General features: G+C 39.9%; 17 protein-coding genes and 1 riboswitch. Of the genes, 6 read left to right on the top strand and 11 right to left on the bottom strand.

The window, feature by feature from the left end:
* The first annotated feature begins 14 nt into the window (after positions 1-14).
* Together AABM38_RS10825 and AABM38_RS10820 are read left to right on the top strand one after the other, a co-directional pair.
* Positions 15-911: a permease gene (locus tag AABM38_RS10825; RefSeq protein WP_423410381.1), complete on the top strand. Its 897-nt coding sequence runs from the start codon at positions 15-17 to the stop codon at positions 909-911.
* The gene (locus AABM38_RS10820) at positions 908-1,759 is read left to right on the top strand and encodes a TIGR03943 family putative permease subunit (protein ID WP_423410380.1); all 852 of its coding nucleotides are present in this window, start codon (positions 908-910) and stop codon (positions 1,757-1,759) included. The genes AABM38_RS10825 and AABM38_RS10820 overlap by 4 nt, the downstream gene beginning before the upstream one ends.
* Positions 1,760-1,834: 75 nt before the next feature.
* Here the strand turns inward: AABM38_RS10820 and AABM38_RS10815 are convergent, their stop codons facing one another.
* From AABM38_RS10815 to AABM38_RS10805, 3 genes are all read right to left on the bottom strand, one after another.
* Positions 1,835-2,329, bottom strand: a complete 495-nt coding sequence (locus tag AABM38_RS10815) for a DMT family transporter (RefSeq protein WP_423410379.1) — start codon at positions 2,327-2,329, stop codon at positions 1,835-1,837.
* 20 nt (positions 2,330-2,349) lie between these two features.
* Entirely contained in the window at positions 2,350-3,048 is a 699-nt protein-coding gene (locus tag AABM38_RS10810; RefSeq protein WP_423410378.1) for a Crp/Fnr family transcriptional regulator, read from the bottom strand.
* 80 nt (positions 3,049-3,128) lie between these two features.
* Positions 3,129-3,554: a DMT family transporter gene (locus AABM38_RS10805; protein WP_423410377.1), complete on the bottom strand. Its 426-nt coding sequence runs from the start codon at positions 3,552-3,554 to the stop codon at positions 3,129-3,131.
* A 224-nt stretch (positions 3,555-3,778) separates the two neighbouring features.
* Between AABM38_RS10805 and AABM38_RS10800 the strand changes: the two genes are divergently transcribed.
* Entirely contained in the window at positions 3,779-4,717 is a 939-nt protein-coding gene (locus tag AABM38_RS10800; RefSeq protein ID WP_423410376.1) for an endonuclease I family protein, read from the top strand.
* A 179-nt stretch (positions 4,718-4,896) separates the two neighbouring features.
* Here the strand turns inward: AABM38_RS10800 and AABM38_RS10795 are convergent, their stop codons facing one another.
* Together AABM38_RS10795 and AABM38_RS10790 are read right to left on the bottom strand one after the other, a co-directional pair.
* Positions 4,897-5,130, bottom strand: a complete 234-nt coding sequence (locus AABM38_RS10795; RefSeq protein ID WP_423410375.1) for a hypothetical protein — start codon at positions 5,128-5,130, stop codon at positions 4,897-4,899.
* Positions 5,131-5,195: 65 nt separating this feature from the next.
* A complete protein-coding gene (locus AABM38_RS10790; protein ID WP_423410374.1) occupies positions 5,196-6,458 on the bottom strand; it encodes an MFS transporter in 1,263 nt (420 codons plus the stop codon).
* A 326-nt stretch (positions 6,459-6,784) separates the two neighbouring features.
* Here AABM38_RS10790 and AABM38_RS10785 point away from each other — a divergent pair, with 326 nt between their 5' ends.
* Positions 6,785-7,267 carry a hypothetical protein gene (locus AABM38_RS10785; RefSeq protein WP_423410373.1) on the top strand — a complete coding sequence of 161 codons (483 nt, stop codon included), beginning with the start codon at positions 6,785-6,787 and terminating at the stop codon, positions 7,265-7,267.
* Positions 7,268-7,348: 81 nt separating this feature from the next.
* Here AABM38_RS10785 and AABM38_RS10780 read toward each other — a convergent pair whose 3' ends face one another.
* Positions 7,349-8,122, bottom strand: coding sequence for a TerC family protein (locus AABM38_RS10780; protein ID WP_423410372.1), 774 nt, complete (start codon positions 8,120-8,122; stop codon positions 7,349-7,351).
* Between the two features lie 358 nt (positions 8,123-8,480).
* Positions 8,481-9,623, bottom strand: coding sequence for a M20 metallopeptidase family protein (locus tag AABM38_RS10775; RefSeq protein WP_423410371.1), 1,143 nt, complete (start codon positions 9,621-9,623; stop codon positions 8,481-8,483).
* A 355-nt stretch (positions 9,624-9,978) separates the two neighbouring features.
* Here AABM38_RS10775 and AABM38_RS10770 point away from each other — a divergent pair, with 355 nt between their 5' ends.
* The gene (locus AABM38_RS10770; RefSeq protein WP_423410370.1) at positions 9,979-10,185 is read left to right on the top strand and encodes a DUF5316 family protein; all 207 of its coding nucleotides are present in this window, start codon (positions 9,979-9,981) and stop codon (positions 10,183-10,185) included.
* A 152-nt stretch (positions 10,186-10,337) separates the two neighbouring features.
* Here AABM38_RS10770 and AABM38_RS10765 read toward each other — a convergent pair whose 3' ends face one another.
* From AABM38_RS10765 to AABM38_RS10750, 4 genes are all read right to left on the bottom strand, one after another.
* A complete protein-coding gene (locus tag AABM38_RS10765; protein ID WP_423410369.1) occupies positions 10,338-11,369 on the bottom strand; it encodes a ribonucleotide-diphosphate reductase subunit beta in 1,032 nt (343 codons plus the stop codon).
* 17 nt (positions 11,370-11,386) lie between these two features.
* Positions 11,387-13,618, bottom strand: a complete 2,232-nt coding sequence (locus AABM38_RS10760; protein ID WP_423410368.1) for a ribonucleoside-diphosphate reductase subunit alpha — start codon at positions 13,616-13,618, stop codon at positions 11,387-11,389.
* A gap of 12 nt (positions 13,619-13,630) precedes the next feature.
* Positions 13,631-14,104, bottom strand: a complete 474-nt coding sequence (locus tag AABM38_RS10755) for an acyl-CoA thioesterase (protein WP_423410367.1) — start codon at positions 14,102-14,104, stop codon at positions 13,631-13,633.
* Positions 14,105-14,267: 163 nt separating this feature from the next.
* A riboswitch (cobalamin riboswitch) is annotated at positions 14,268-14,453 on the bottom strand.
* Between the two features lie 160 nt (positions 14,454-14,613).
* Entirely contained in the window at positions 14,614-15,429 is an 816-nt protein-coding gene (locus AABM38_RS10750; protein WP_423410366.1) for an MBL fold metallo-hydrolase, read from the bottom strand.
* A gap of 267 nt (positions 15,430-15,696) precedes the next feature.
* Between AABM38_RS10750 and AABM38_RS10745 the strand changes: the two genes are divergently transcribed.
* Positions 15,697-16,572: a patatin-like phospholipase family protein gene (locus AABM38_RS10745; protein WP_423410365.1), complete on the top strand. Its 876-nt coding sequence runs from the start codon at positions 15,697-15,699 to the stop codon at positions 16,570-16,572.
* Positions 16,573-16,910 lie beyond the last annotated feature (338 nt).

Below are 16,910 nucleotides of genomic sequence, written 5' to 3'. Positions count from 1 at the left end.
TACGGAGGGACATTATGCTTTCTCAATCATTTCTGCAGTTGAATACTATTTTCATTAGTATATTAATAGAAGCCATTCCATTTGTGCTAATTGGTGTTCTGATTGCTGGTGTCATTCAGATTTTTGTCACGGAAGAAATGCTGGCAAAAGTCATACCTAAGAACCGGTTTCTTGCTGTAATCTATGCGACCTTACTAGGTGCCTTGTTCCCTGCATGTGAATGCGGGATTGTTCCAATCGTACGAAGGCTTCTCCAAAAGGGTGTTCCTTTGCACGCTGGTATCGCATTTATGCTGACAGGACCAGTTATTAATCCTATCGTTCTTTTTTCAACTTATGTTGCATTCGGAAATAACTGGGAGATGATGATGTACCGCGGTGGGCTTGCACTTATCATATCGTTCATCGTTGGGATCATTCTTTCGTATCAGTACAAGGATAATCAACTATTGGAAAAGCTGGCTGTTAACCAACATCGTCACAACAGTCATGAGAAACAAACAATATGGGGGAAAATAATGGGTACCCTTCGTCATGCTGTGGAGGAGTTTTTCTCAGTTGGAAAATATCTGATTGTGGGTGCATTCGTCGCAGCCGCGATGCAAACCTTTATTAAGACTTCTACTTTATTGCAAATTGGCCAGAATGAGGCATCTTCTTCACTCGTAATGATGGGTTTGGCGTTCGTCCTTTCCCTATGTTCAGAAGCTGACGCATTTATCGCCTCATCGTTCTCGAGTACTTTTTCTACCGGGTCATTAGTAGCGTTCCTGGTGTTCGGGCCAATGGTAGATATCAAAAATACAATGATGATGCTTGCCGTGTTCAAGAAACGTTTCGTCGGACAATTGATTTTATATATCGCCATTTTAGTACTGGCAGGGTCCTTGCTCATTGGGGTGATGGTATGATCCGGACTCTTATTTTGATGCTGTTTACGTATTTCTTTTTCCATCTGCATGCATCTGGGAATCTCACAAAATATATAAATATGAAATATTCTTATTTATCCTATACGGCGATGTGGATTCTCGGCGTGCTGACTGTAGTACAGGCTTATTATTATTTAAAGGATTCTGATTCAACAGGCTGTTCATCAGAGGGCTGTTGTAACCATGATCATGACCATGACCATGAGCAGAATAAGCCATGGTATAAACGAATTTTCATTTACACTATTTTCATTTTCCCGCTTATTTCGGGTTTCTTTTTTCCAATTGCAACTTTGGATTCTACTATTGTCAAATCTAAAGGTTTTTCTTTTAAAGCATTGGAAACGAATGATCAATATGCCCAGACTCAGTATTTAAAACCCGATACCAGTGTTTATTATGGGAAAGAAGGCTATGATGAGCTCATGAACCAAGAGCTCAAAAATTATATAGACAAAGAGAATATAGCCTTGAAAGATAAAGATTTTCTAAAGGGAATGGAAACCATCTATCAGTTCCCCGGGGAGTTCACAGATAAAACAATCGAATTTGATGGCTTCGCCTTTAAGGGAGAATCAATCAGTAAAAAGCAAATCTTCGTCCTTCGATTTGGTGTCATCCACTGCATCGCAGACTCAGGAGCATTCGGGATGCTCGTCGAGTTCCCTGAAGAAACAAAGATCCAGGATGACCAGTGGCTCCATGTAAAAGGAAAATTAACAACCAAGTACTACCAGCCATTCAAAGCCAATATACCCGTCCTAAAAGTAGAAAAGTGGGATAACATTGACCAACCCGGAGACCCATACACCTATCGCACTTATTAGAAACAGTAAAACAAAGGTAAAACAAAGGGACGGTTCTCGTGTTCCAAATTGGAACATGAGAACCGTCCCCATGTATCAAGATGCTGTTGCTTTTTTACTATTTTGATTAAGTTTGGTTGCTTGGTCGACCTTTCTGAATTCACTCCACTTAAACACGATTACTCCACCAATTATGAACAGGACACCTGCTAATTGTTTGGTCGTGAACGGTACTTTTTCAAGTCCCATCAAACCTAATGAATCCCATAACACCGCGAACCCTAGCTGTGAGGTTAACACAATCGAGATCGCGAACGTGGGGCCCAGATATCTGATGCCCTGAACGATTCCTGTTATGACGCCGATTCCTAATAAGCCGCTGAACCAGTACCAAGGTTTCATATTTTGCAAATTGAACATTTGCGAGCCTTCAAAGAAGAGGCCGAGGATGAAGGAAGCCAGGAAGCCCAAGCCTAATACCAATACCGTTGTGGCCCATGAACCGGCTTTTTCATTGACCTTGCTATTGAAGATGTTCTGCAGGCCAACAAGCGTCCCTGCGATGATTGCACTTACTAATCCAAGAAGCATACCATTTCCTCCATATCGTCTTACTCATATAAATTGTCATTAGCAAGGTGCTTTAGCCCTTGAAGGTTTTTTATCAGGATGGTTCCCTTGTTGCGCTCAACCAATCCTTGCTCACAAAACTGCTGGATGACCCTATTCAGATGCCTGTAGCTTGTTCCAATTAAATTAGCTATATCCGGGAGATGGGATGTGCTTAACTGCCCATTAACCAATAATTCATTTTCATCATAGGCGATCGATACCAGATAGCTTGCTAAACGTGTCTCGACCGGGTACATCAAGTTGAGACGCATCGAATTTGATTTCACATAAAACTTCTTTGTAATAATTTCAAGTAAAAATTGCAAAAACGGAGAATGATCCTTTAAATATTTTCTAATTACGCTCTGACGGACACCGATCATCAAGACGGGAGAAACTGCTTCGACTGTATTGATCGTGTCAATCCCCCTAACGTATTCGATATCCCCGATTACCTCTAATGGAGTTTTGAAAGAAAGAATCAGGGTCTTTCCCTCTTCCGAAGTTGTAAAAATCTTCACTTTCCCCTTTACAAGTACATAAAGGTACTGTGTAGCTTCTCCCTGCGAAAAGATCAGCTCACCTTGTTCAAAAGAATATAGTGATAAAAATGGAATAATCTCATCATTAAATATGGCTTCAATCCCGTAGGTTTGCAAATACTCCATCAGCCGTCCTGGATCTTTTATTTCATTCATAAATATTATCCCTCTATTCCTGTGAACATGGGGACGGTTCTCGTGTTCCAAAGTGGAACATGAGAACCGTCCCCATGTTCTTACAATCCGAGAATCACAACACCTGTTATCATCATTGTAATACCAATTAGCTGCGGCATCTTCATTTTTTGCTTCATGATGCCGAACCATCCGTTTCGGTCAATCAATACTGTCATTCCCAGCTGTGAAATCAACATGGCTGAAACGGTAAGCGTTACTCCGATAAAATGAATGGCAGTGACATTTCCAAATACAACAATGGCTCCAAATGTACCGCCAATTAAATATAATGGCTTCACTGTCTTTATCCCTTGCCATTTTCGCTCACGAGCAAACAATAGTATGATAAAAGCCACCAGGAATCCTGTGAACTGAGTGATCGTTGCTGTCTGCCATGTTCCAATATCCTGGCTGATTTTAGAATTCGCTACACCTTGAAGGGTTATAAACGCCCCTCCTAATAACGCAAAAATAATGCCTCTCATTTTATCTCTCCCTAATACCTGAATGTAATATATCCATTAAATGATAAATACAGGCATGTCGGAAAGGACATATGTCCTAAACTGCTGATTTATTTATTTCCATCCTTCCATTGTATAGCTCTTCTTGTGTACACATCCATGTGAAAAATAGGCTTGCTTTTGTTTGAAGTTCTTCCCTCCAAGGTAGTAAACTATATAAAAATGATACGGATAAGGAGTAAGCTATGTCAGATTTCCAAAAGCAGCATAGGGTAAATAAGCAGTGGAATAGTCCTCATGATCCCATTGATCTTAAGAAGCTGCTAACGATTTTGCGGGAAAACAGACGGAAAATCAAAAATAACAAGCAGCTTTATTACGATCCACAGCAGGATGAGGCGGATATAAAGGAGTATTACCGCGGTGCAGAGGAAATGGACCTTTCGGAGATGGCTCTTTTTTATAAATTTCACACTGTTGTTTCAAAAACGCATAAAAACCAGCTTCCCTACTTCTTAAGTAAGGACTTATATTTGTATACATGGGTCGATTTGTATCCAGATGGCTCCGCAAAAAGTATCTATTCCAGCGAGAAAAAAGATCCAGAGACACTGATAAAAGAGGACCAGGAAACACTTAGAAAAAAGTATGATGAGTTCAGAAAGCGGTCCAGGAAATTACAGCAGCATGGATTTCAATCAATAAAAGCAATAAAGCTCTTTGAGGAAACCTTCAAGATGAATACCGAGCATATTGTTCCTCAATCTTGGTTCGAGGGAACAGAACCGATGAAGGGCGACTTGCACCATCTATTTGTCTGCCACCCGAAATGCAATATCAAACGTTCCAACTTTCCGTATACAGATTTCGATTTTTACACACCCGAATCACCGGATGAACAGCTTAAAAATAATTGCGGTGTATGCTCAGGCCTCCTCTTTGAGCCAGAACACGGAAAAGGCACTAGCGCCAGAGCTATGCTTTACTTTCTACTTCGCTATCCAAAGATGATTAAAGAGGAATTTAAAGTGCAAGTCGATATCGACCTGCTCAAACGATGGGTGCAAGAGTTCCCACCAACCCTGTACGAAAAACACCGCAACCAGGCCATCTACTATATACAAGGAAACCGGAATCCCTTTATCGATTTTCCGGAGCTGGCAGAAAAGATGCTCTTTCCATGAACATGGGGACGGTTCTCTTGTTCCAAAATGGAACAAGAGAACCGTCCCTCTGTTTTACTCGGCATTAACAGTCTGGAAGATTAAGTATATCCTTTCTTTTTCAATCTTATTGGTCACTTCCTTATTGTTTTCATATGAATTCATTGCTTACATAGAAATGATCTGCTAATCTAACTGTTTTATAATGATTTTTTTATGTCTGAATAACCATTTTCAATTATATCTACGGTTGAAGAGAATAAATGAACGGTTGCAATAATTTTATTAACGGTTAAACGAATTTTATTAACGGTTAACCTCGTTTTATCTACGGTTGAAGTTATGATTGCAAAGTCACGATTAAAATACAAAAAGCCAGCCTCGATTCCAAGGCCAGCCGCTAAAAAACCGTCATTTATCTCTTTTATACTCAAACTATTCTCTCAATCCCACGCAACATGCTCCCCAGCCTCACAAACTTTCCGCTGAAGCAGGAACATCAGAACCGTCCCTCTGTTTCCCTTTGTTTCTCTTCTTGTATCAAACTAACTCCTATTAATCCCAATAATGAAAACAGGACGGGAATGGTAAACCCATAATGATAACCAAGGTTTAATGAGTTCTGGGGGAATAAATCCAGCACTTTTCCAAATATGATTGGCAATAAAACTGCGCTGAGGAAGCCTCCCATATTGGCAAAGCCCGATATCACACCGACCTCTTCTATACGAAAGGATTTTCGTACCACTGCGAAGGTTAATGAACTCGCCCCATTACCGAAACCAATGATAAACAGTAAAACAACCACCAAAATATATGGAGGTTCCACACCGGATAAAAACAACACGATCCAGCTAAAAAAGACAATCAAGTGAATGATGAAATATATCTTTTTTATAGCATCGAGCCGGCTTGAAATCCAGCTAATTAAAGGGCCTCCAATGATGGCTCCAAAAAGTCCATACATGATCAGCTGGCTTGCCACTGATCGGGACAAGTCAAACACGTGAATTCCATATGGTACTCCCCATGACCCGATAAAACCAACATAAGTGCCGACCACACCAAAATGGCAGAGGAACGTTGCCCATGCCTGTCGGGTCGAAAGCATTCTGCGCAGAATCTTCCAAACACTTTCTCTTTCCTTCACTGAACTTTTCTTTCGTTTCGTATCGTCGATAAATATTTTTCTCGGTTTTGATACAAGAACAGTATATAGAAGATATGATGAAACCACTAAAATGATAGCAATGCTGAGAAATGGTATTCTCCAGCCTGCGTTTGTAATCCACAAGGAAAAAGGAACAGTCGCTGATAAGGAACCAAGACTCGCTACCATCGAAACCACACCGAGCAATCCAACAAACTCTTTTGCCTTAAACCACTGGCTTAAAATTATTACCAAGTTAACAAAAATCATTGAATCTCCCGTTCCAACGATAAATCGCGAGAAAATCAAAAGATATTCATTAGGAGCAAGACTGTAGAGCAGACTTCCGACCCCAGTAAGAAGCGTGCCGATAATAAGAAACCGATTGGGACCATATTTGTCAGATAACAAACCAACCGGAATCTGTAATCCGGCATAGGCTAAAAATTGGATACTGCTCATAAGGCCAATCGTTGCCGCTGAAACTTGAAAATCTTTCATTAATTGATCGGTAATGAGTCCTGGAGCAGTTCTTTGGCTTACCATTAAAAAGTAAGCAAACAAAACGGTACCAAACACTACCCATCTATAGCTACTTTCCTGTTTGTTCATCTCGCTGTACCTCTTCCGTTTATCATTTTTCCAATTTAAGATTCTGCCCCTGCAGATTTAGTGTATACATAGGAACTTTCTTTACCTCTATTGACCAAACTCTCCATTCTCTTCAATCAATAATACCAAATTTTACACCCTTTCAAAAAATCCGGCTACTAATTCTGAATGTATCAATCAAGTGCGCTAAAGAGCACAAATATAATATCCTTTTTTAAAATGGGCTTATAGCTAACAACAACCGTGAAATTTCCTTCATATAATAAAAGAATAGTTCAATTCCTTGGAAAAAAAATGCAGCTATACTCATGAGGGAGATGATGATCGTGTCCTATAAACTTTATGGAGCGATTGGTTTTGGTGTTGGTGGTTTAATGGCTGGCTTAGCAGGTGACTACATGATCCTTGCTTTCATTTTTTTCGGTATGATTGGCAGTGCTTTCCTAAGCATTCCAGTACGTGATATTAAATTCACAATTCTATCATCCTTATTAGGTTCTATAGGCTTTTTCTTCGGCTTCACGATTCCAATGTTTGTTGTATTAGGCGTTCTAGATTTAGGCTTGCTTTTCGTGGGTTTAATCATGGGGTTCTTCGGCGGTGGATTGCTTGGTTATGCTTATAAGAATATGCAAGTATTCATCCCTGCTGGCATGATCGGCTTTGGGATTTGGGGATTTCTTATCGACATACTTCGTCCATTTTACACGGTGATTCACCCAGCCATTGTCATGATGCTTGCAAGTGCCCTAGCTGGAGCAATCCTTGGATATGCAGCAAATAATGCTAAGCGAGTTGAAAATCATTAGTAATTTGAAAAAAGAACGGGACGATGGTGTGCTTCCAATGCACATCATCGTCCCATTTTTCATTAATTAAGATTAATTTTTTTAGGGAATTTCTTTCTGCACGGTTTTACTGCCCGGTGCAAACCAGCCCAATAGAGCAATCGCAATCAATACTCCATAGAATATCAAAGTCCAAACTGTACTATGAGGAAAATCATGATTCAGCACACCGATATCCTCGTGTGCAAGAGTAATGACAGCAAGTTTCACACCAACCCAGGCAACAATTGCGTATGCTGTTGTCTCCAACGCAGGTCGTTTCTCAAGCAGCTGCACAAACCACGTTGCAGCAAATTTTATCAAGATAAGTCCAGCTATTCCTCCAAGAACAACAACGATAAACTGGCCGCCATCCATGCCTCCAAAGTCTTTAAGCGGTGAATCTGGAAGTCCTAGCGCAAGAGCAACGGCAGCGAGAATCGAATCAATCGCAAAAGCCAGGTCTGCCAGAGCAATCTTTCCAACTGTTGGCCAAAAGCTTTTCCCAGCGGCTTTTTCTTCATCATCCTCGTGAACATTCTCATTTTCCTTACCGAAACGGGCTTTAATGACATGCTTTAAGCCCAAATAAAGAAGATAAGCTGCTCCAATCGCCTGTATCTGCCAAACATTTGCAATGAAAGAAATGGCAAAAAGCGCAGCAAAACGAAAAACAAATGCCATAATAATTCCGTATGTGATCGCTCGTTTTTTCTGCTCTTCAGGTAAATGCTTAGCGATTACAGCAAGTACAAGAGCATTGTCTGCGGATAACAGCCCCTCTAATCCAATTAAAATGAGCAATGCCCAGGCATACTCCAGCCAAATTGAGTCCATCTGCCTCTCACCTTTCTTAACTAAAAAGTCTTAAAAAAGTTCGCTATTAATAGAATGACCAAATAAATCACAAGAAATCCCGGAGAACATTGCTTTAGTTATTTTAAAAGCTACTTTCATTTTCTTAAAAATGAAGAGTTTCTCGACAAAACGATTACTTTGGTTATATCCATATACCTGTAACTGGTTCATGATAAACTTTATGTTCCCTTACTATCTTTTAAAACCAATATGATCTTATGCTGAACTCATTTGTTAAACAAGGAATGGAATCATCAATAGAAAGAAAGCACCATCCAACAGGGGACTGTGCAAAAGATTCATATTCACGTTATTTTTTTCACTTTAATAAGAATATTTACGCTTTAATAATCTCAATAAATAACTTAATCGCAATCGGCAAAGCCTCTTCATCGATATCAAACATGGGATGATGATGCGGGTATTGACTCTTTTCTCCGCCCATTCCTACAAATACAAATGCCCCCGGTTTATGCAGCAAATAATGCGAAAAATCCTCTGCCCCCATTACTGGCGTGACTGATTCAAAACATTCATTTCCAAAGGCACTTTTGATAATCCCTTCTAAAAAGCTGCTTTCTTTTACATCGTTCACGAGCGGAGGTGTTCCTAAAATAAACTCAACCTTCCCCTCTGCTCCAAAAGCATTACATATTCCTTCAGTCAGCTTTTGGATCTGCGTTCGCATGGTCTCTACTGCTTCAACTGTCAGTCCGCGGACAGTTCCATGAAGCGATGCAGTGCCAGGAATAATATTGTAGGTGGAACCGGCCTCCATTTTCCCGATTGTTACGACACCTGGTGTAATTGGATTCAACTTTCGGCTGACAATGCCATGCAATGCCTGCATAACATGTGAAGCTACGTAAATAGGATCGACTGTTTCATGCGGCGAAGCTCCATGTCCCCCATAGCCTTCTATTGTAATTTCAAAATCATCACAGGAAGCCATCATCGGACCAGGTGCCAAACCAAGGTTACCTTTTTTCATGCCTTGCCATAAGTGAAGTCCATAGATGGAATCCACGCCTTCCAGAACACCTTCTTTTATCAATTGATCTGCTCCGCTCGGTGTTATTTCCTCAGAGGATTGAAAAATGAGAACAATATTATGATTCACTTCTTCTCTATTATTTACAATCCATTCCGCTACTGCGAGCAGCACGGCCGTATGCCCATCATGCCCGCATGTATGTGCAACACCAGGATTCATAGAGATATATGGCTTGTCCCCTTCTTCCTGCATTGGAAGTGCATCGATATCTGCACGCAATGCGATCGTTTTCTCTCCTACCCGTCCTTTTACAAAGCCGATCACGCTTGGAGGCTGAAAATTTAGTATTTCTATGTTTAATGCTTCAAGTCTGTTGCGGATATATTTACATGTTTCATATTCCTGTCCAGACAGTTCAGGATATTGATGTAGAACGCGGCGGTCTTCTACAGCCTGCTTATATAAATTTTCACTGATCGTTGTCATCCCATTGGAACCCCCTTAAATTGAAAACCAGCTAGATTATTAGTTTATTTATCTAAATAGCAACATAATAATTATACAGAAATATCTATAAAAATAGATAGTATACTTTTTTTAAAAACGCTATGTTCGATCACACTGTGGACATTCAAATAAAACGAACATTTGTTCTCTGGAAGTAAAAAGGGACGCTAGTGAAATTACTACGATTAAGTTAAATGATCATTGATAGCTGTCTGTTCTGAACAGATGTCCCATACAATAGCCTAAGATTACCAGAGCAAAATCTATAAAATTTCACGAAACAAATTTATGTTCAAAAAGTAAGTGAATTATTGAACTTAGAGGGGGAACGTAAATGTTGAAATTGTTTTTTATTGTTGGTTTCATTGGCATTATTATTTCCGGTATTTTTATTGGGGCTTGGACGGATGGACAACAACAAAGAGCTAATTTTCATTCAGAAACAGAAGACCATAGGAATTTCAGAACAAAAATAGCAATGATTTCTGGTTTGGCTGGATTAATTTCTCTTGGGATTGCTGATTTTATATACTTTTTATAAACAAAAAATGGACCTTAAAAGAGGTCTTTTTTTCTTAAAAAAATCAATACCATTTTTCAACATAGCCATAAAAATAGTAAATCCTCATATGTAAAAGGGAGAGTTCTCCAAATATCTTGGCAACTCTCCCATTGATCTGCGTTATGATTTCCCTAAAGCTCATCAAACCCATTTGCATCTGACGTTTTCGTATATTGTCTTGATTTTTGCTCAAAGAAATCCGTTTTTCCGAGGTCGACTTCCTGGTACGCGATGATCCATCTCAATGGATTGGAGCGATGCCCTTCGAATGGTGCCTCGAAGCCTAATTGTTCGGCCCTTTTATTGGCCATGAATTTGATATACGCTTCAAGGTCTGGCATGAGCAGTCCATCGATTTTGTTGCCAATGATGTGACTTGCCCATTCGATTTCAAGTTCAGCTGCTTTATAAAAGGCAGCGGTTCCGAAGTCTTTTAGCTGTTGGGTATCGTATTCAGGATTCTCTGTTAAAATCTCCTTGAAAATCTTTTCAAACAATCCCACATGAAGCTGTTCGTCACGATTGATATAATTGATCATCGTGCTGGTTCCGACCATTTTTTGATTGCGGGCCAGGTTATAGAAGAAGGCAAATCCTGAATAAAAGAAGAGTCCTTCCAAGATCACGTCATACACGATGGATCGTAATAGATTATCAACAGTTGGTTCTTCAGCAAATCCTTTATAGCCGTCAGTGATAAAATCATTTCTTTCCCGTAAACTCGGCTCTGTTCTCCAGTAATCAAACACTTCATCCTGTTTTGATTTCGGAACAATGCTTGATAATACATAACTATATGAATGATTATGGACGACCTCCTGCTGCGCCAAAATGATCATCAGGGCATTCAGACTTGAGTCGGTTAAGTAATCTGCCACCTTCCCGGCATAGTCCGTTTGGATACTGTCCAGTAAAGCTAAAAGCCCAATCGTTTTTAAGAAAGCATCCTTTTCATCTTCTGTTAGTGCTGGAAACTTTTTGATATCCTTAGACATATTAATCTCAAAGGGTGTCCAGAAGTTACCTAGCATTCTTTTATATTTTGGATAGGCCCATGGAAAGCGGACATCATCCCAGTTCAGGATATTTGAGCTTCGGCCATTGATAAGGCCTGTCGAGGCGTTTGGAGCATCAACATCAATAATAGATCGTTTTTTTATCATGTTTTCTATCCTCCTAATCAACTATGGCAGCTTTCGCATTCATCTATTTCATTACCTGAAGTAGAGCGTATATAATATATCGTTTTCAGTCCCGATTTCCAGGCATCCATATGAAGATCCAGAAGGGCCTTTGCTTTAATATCATTCCTCACATACAAATTAAAGGAAATGGATTGGTCAATATGACGCTGGCGTTTGGCATTCTGCCTGATGCTCCAATGCTGGTCGATATTGTAGGCAGATTTATAAAACCATGTCGTCCTTGGTGAAAGATCAGGTGCTGTGACTGGTATTTTATAATCCTTTTTCTCCTCGGAATATTCGATTCTGAAGACTGGATCAATACTTGCCGTTGAACCAGCAAGGATTGAAGTGGAAGAGTTCGGAGCCACAGCCATTAAATACCCATTCCGAATGCCATCTTTTTTTACCTCACTCATTAGCTCCCGCCAATTTTCAGAACTATAGTCCCTCTTTTCAAAATATCTGCCAGTACACCAGTCTGATCCCTCGAAGTATGGGTAACTTCCCTTTTCCCTTGCAAGTTCATGGCTTGCCTTGATGGTGAAGTAGGCAATTTCTTCATATAAGGAATTACAATACGAAACCGCCTCTTCACTTTCCCATTTGATCCCTTTTAAAGCGAGCAAATGATGCCACCCAAATGTTCCAAGCCCAATTCCGCGATAATTCTTATTGGTCACTTGAGCTTGTAAAACAGGAATCTCATTGATCTCGATCACATTGTCGAGCATCCTTACCTGGATTTTAACCAGCCTTTCCAGCACATCATCCATCACGCTTTTTGCCAGTGAGATGGATGATAAATTACAAACGACGAAATCGCCTGGCTTTTTATAAATAATGATCTTTCCATCCTTGACCTTTTCCTCTTCCAGAACGGTAGGACTCATATTTTGGGCAATCTCCGTACAAAGATTGCTGCAGTATACCATCCCTTTATGTTGATTGGCATTCAGGCGGTTAACTGTATCCCGGTAAAACATATAAGGTGTGCCGGTTTCTAGCTGCGACACCATAATTGACTTAAAGATTTCGATTGCAGGCACCACCTCGCGAGACAACTCCTGCTGGTACACACACTCCCAATATTTTTCTCGAAAAGATCCCTCGCCCTTTTCTTCATCGTAATAATCCTCCAGCGAATATCCCATTACTCGCCTTACTTCATGCGGATCAAACAAATACCAGTCTCCCCGCTTCTCCACTTGCTCCATGAATAAATCAGGAATGCAAACACCAGTGAATAAGTCATGTGTTCTTTGCCGCTCATCGCCATTGTTTAATTTCGCGTCAAGGAATGGGAAAATATCTTTATGCCAAACATCTAGATATACAGCGATCGCTCCCTGTCTTTGCCCTAACTGGTCAACAGAGACTGCCGTATTATTCAGTTGCTTCATCCACGGAATCACACCTGAACTGATTCCTTTAAAACCCTTGATGTCACTGCCCCTGCTTCTGATTTTCCCAAGGTAAATCCCGATTCCTCCGCCATTTTTACTCAGTGTCGATACATCGGTATTCGAATCATAAATGCTCCTTAAATCATCCTCGACCGTATCGATGAAGCAGCTCGACAATTGCCCATAGCTTTTCCCTGCGTTCGATAGCGTAGGGGTTGCGACTGTCATATAGAGATTGGAAAGAGCCCAATACGCTTCCTCAATCAGCTCAATTCGTTTCTCTTTTTGCTCATTCGCCAATAATGTCATTGCGATGATCATGAATCGTTCCTGAGGCAATTCAAGAAATTCACCTTTATGGGACCTGGCCAAATACCTTTCAGCCATTGTCAAAAGGCCTATGTAAGTAAATAACCGGTCCTTCTCAGGGTTAATTATTTTTTCCAAGCAGTCAATTTCATCCCTAGAATACGATTTTAGCAGTTGTCTATCATAAATCCCCACTTCAACTAGTGTGTTAATCAATCCATAAAAAGAACCATAGCCACGGTTTTCACTGGTTTTTCTAGTCTCCGCACTGAGTCTATATAACCTTTTTAAATAAAAATGAGCAGCAACATAGGTCCAGTCCGGTTCATGACTGCTGATTCTTTCTATCGCGGTTAAAATGAACATGTTCTCAAGTTGATCTTGAGACATATCTTTAACTTCCAAATTTTTTAGGACCTTTACGATAAATTCTGTAAAATCCAGATCAGGATGTATTCTTACAACTTCTCTTATTAAATGTATTGTGTTTTCTTTTTTCATTGTGGCAATCATTTATATCTCCTCCTAAGCTTTTGAGTTCCTCATTTCCAGACGTCGCTGCTTTCTCACTTCAGCAGTTTTTAGCAATGCCCGTTCCTCAACTGTTTCTGGTAGAACACCGGGAACAGGTATCGGTCCGCCATTGGAGCCCTTTGCCACCATCGTCAAAATTGAAGTGGTCGTTAACGTTTTTGTGGCGGTCTCGAGATTTTCACTTTCCACTTTTACAAAGACCTCCATCGATGTCCGGCCTGTCGAGATAACAAAGGCTTCAAGTGTTAAAATATCTCCGACCTTCGCTGAGGATAAAAAATTCACTGAATCAATTGAGGCTGTCACAACTACCTTCCTGCTATGCTTCATTGCAGCAATCGCCGCAATTTCATCCACATACGCGAGGACTGTCCCACCAAAAATGGTACCCATATGGTTCGTATCCGGCGGTAAAACTAGGTGCGATTGAATCGTTCTTGAAACGTCCGATGATATTGCTTCCATTTTCCTGCTCCTTTTCAATTGAATCACTGCTCCAGGAGAAAAAATGGGAATAAAAAAACCCATCACTAAGGATGGGTTTTGTAAACGTTGATCACTAATAGACACATAGATATGGAGAGTCTGCTAGTTGATCCTCGTTTTACCTTCCCAATTCCCGAAGAAGATAACACGTATAAACATGGCAGGTCTCCTGACTTGTGCCTTCATCCTACTTTAAGTCCTTCCCATCTATTTTTTAGACAGTGGTCATCACTTATTTCGTCAGCACTTACAGTTGCGGGAACAGTTCTGGACTTCAACCAGATTCCCTATTAAGCCTTTTTCAGGCACCATATTTACCGGCATATTCAATATGTAGTCGTTAAATTGATAGACAACACAATATATCGTATTGTCTTACTAGATAATATAGGAGTTAGAGGTCAAATTCAACTATTAAATATTCATCTTTCAAAAATTTTCATGTAAAGCTCCAACTCTATGCTTTACCGGTTTAAAAGTTTGTATTGTTAAATTGTATTCCCCTTTAAAATCGATGTGACAATATGAAGTGAATTCCATTCTCCCCTCGATAACTTATAAATTGGGTATTTTTTCGGAAAGAGTTTATCGCAGATTAGCTCTGCTTGATTTCCTTCTTTGTGTAAGGATAATACTTGCTGCTGTATGGACAATAAATAATCAAGTTTACGCTTAAGAGCTTCTCGGCCATCCTCAACAAATCCTGCATGATTACAAAAGACATCCTGGAAATCATACATCAATACCTTTTCTAATGAATGAATAATTTGCGGGATACTTTCCTCTGCTAATGCGACTTTTGTTTTCTCGCTTACAAATAAATCCCCTGTAAACAATTGACCTGTTTCCCGGTTTAAAAACACCTTGTGATCATGGGCATGTCCAGGGGTATCGATCACATCCCAACCCGCATTTCTGGATGAAAATGTTTCTGACATTGCTTGAGCATGGAAAGGCTTTCTTCTTCCCCAAAACAGCTTCCGGTAAAGTGGATAATCCGCCTTCTTTCCGCAATACTCAATTGTTTTTTTATCTAAAAAAATAGGAAGATTCCTGGTTTTCTCAATATAAGCCGCGCAGCCTGTATGGTCTTCATGAAAATGAGTGATCATGACTTGATCAAAATCCGCTTCATCAATAAATGATTCGAAAAATGTATGTAAGGACTGTGCGCCCGTATCAATTAAAACTCCATCAACTAAATAACTGTAAACATTTAAGGAAACACTTTGGAATCTTATTTGTCCATTTACATAGAAAACACCATTTTTCTCGCCTAAAGTTGATCTTTTCTTTAAAAGCATTCCCTTCACTCCTCTTCCTTTACACCAAAATATACCATACAGATCTGATTCTTGTTATAAATTTGCTGATATTGAATTCCGATGAAATATTTAAGCATGACTAAAAAAGCGGCCCCTGATCTCAATTTTCACTCGTTGATTTTTTGTTTAGCCAGCTTCTTCTTGAGCATTCTTCTCCCTTTGGTCATCCATGTGTGGTAGACTATTCTTTATTCAATCTATTCGTATACAAATAATGGAGATTTTGTTTTTTTGGGGGGATTGAGCATGTATAAAAGTGGTCTAGTTCTAGAAGGCGGTGGCATGCGCGGGGTCTATACTGCCGGTGTTTTGGATTATTTTTTGGAAAAAGAATTATTTTTTCCGTATATTATAGGCGTGTCGGCTGGTGCGTGCCAGGGATCGTCGTACGTATCGAGGCAGCATGGACGTAATCGACAGGTTACTATCGATTTTGTGAGACATCCTGAATACATTTCCTACCGTAACCTGTTCCTAAAAAAGGAACTGTTCGGAATGGATTTTATTTTTGACAGGCTTCCTAATGAGCTTGTTCCCTTTGACTTTACCACCTTTAACAGTTCAACAGACAAGTTCCTCATCGGAACTACGGATTGCATGACAGGAGAACCCGTTTACTTTGAAAAGAATGATTACCCTGAGGATGTTCTCAAGCTGATCAGAGCCTCCAGCACCCTTCCATTTATGGCTCCAGCAATTGAGTTTCAAGGGAGGACACTGATGGACGGAGGGATTGCCGACCCGATTCCAATCCGGAAAGCCCTAAGTGATCAAGTTGAAAAAAATGTGATTGTCCTTACCAAACCAAAAGGATACAGAAAAAAGAAGTCCTCGTTCTCATGGGTGCCAAAATACGCTTTTAAACAATATCCTGGTTTAATTACAGCTCTAACAACTCGGTATCAGCTATATAACGAGACTCTCGACTTTATCGAGGAGCTAGAAGAAAAGGAAGAGCTTTTTGTCATAAGGCCATCCGTTAGCATGAATATCGGCAGGGCAGAACGCAATCCAGTCAAACTGACTCAACTGTACGAGCTCGGCTATAATGATGCCAGGAATGGTTATGAACGAATCGCGGATTGGCTGAAAAATAATGATCGATTAATTCATACCCTATAATACTGAAAGAAGCAGCAATTTATTGTGGCAGATTCTGTTACTAGTCACAAATTTAATATATGTCCGGCAAATAGACCATCGAAATGTAATTAAATTTGATGGTCTATTTTTTATATAGAGGCAAAATGATTTTGCCAAAATCTTATTTTTTGTTATAGAATTTGCGTTTCATTTTGCAGTCTAATAGACCCTTATGTAAGCCTGCAAATTACGGTACATTTTAACCCGCAACATTGCTAAAAATTAATAGAAGGAATAAAGAACGCTTAACGTCATTGTTAAGCGTTTTTTGGTTTTGTCATATGGTCATCTTAAACTAAAGCACCCGTTAGTTTAAG

Origin of the sequence: Heyndrickxia sp. MSNUG (genome assembly GCF_049532715.1) — a bacterium.
GTDB lineage: Bacteria > Bacillota > Bacilli > Bacillales > Cytobacillaceae > Mesobacillus.
This window is presented reverse-complemented; position numbering and strand designations above follow the sequence as displayed.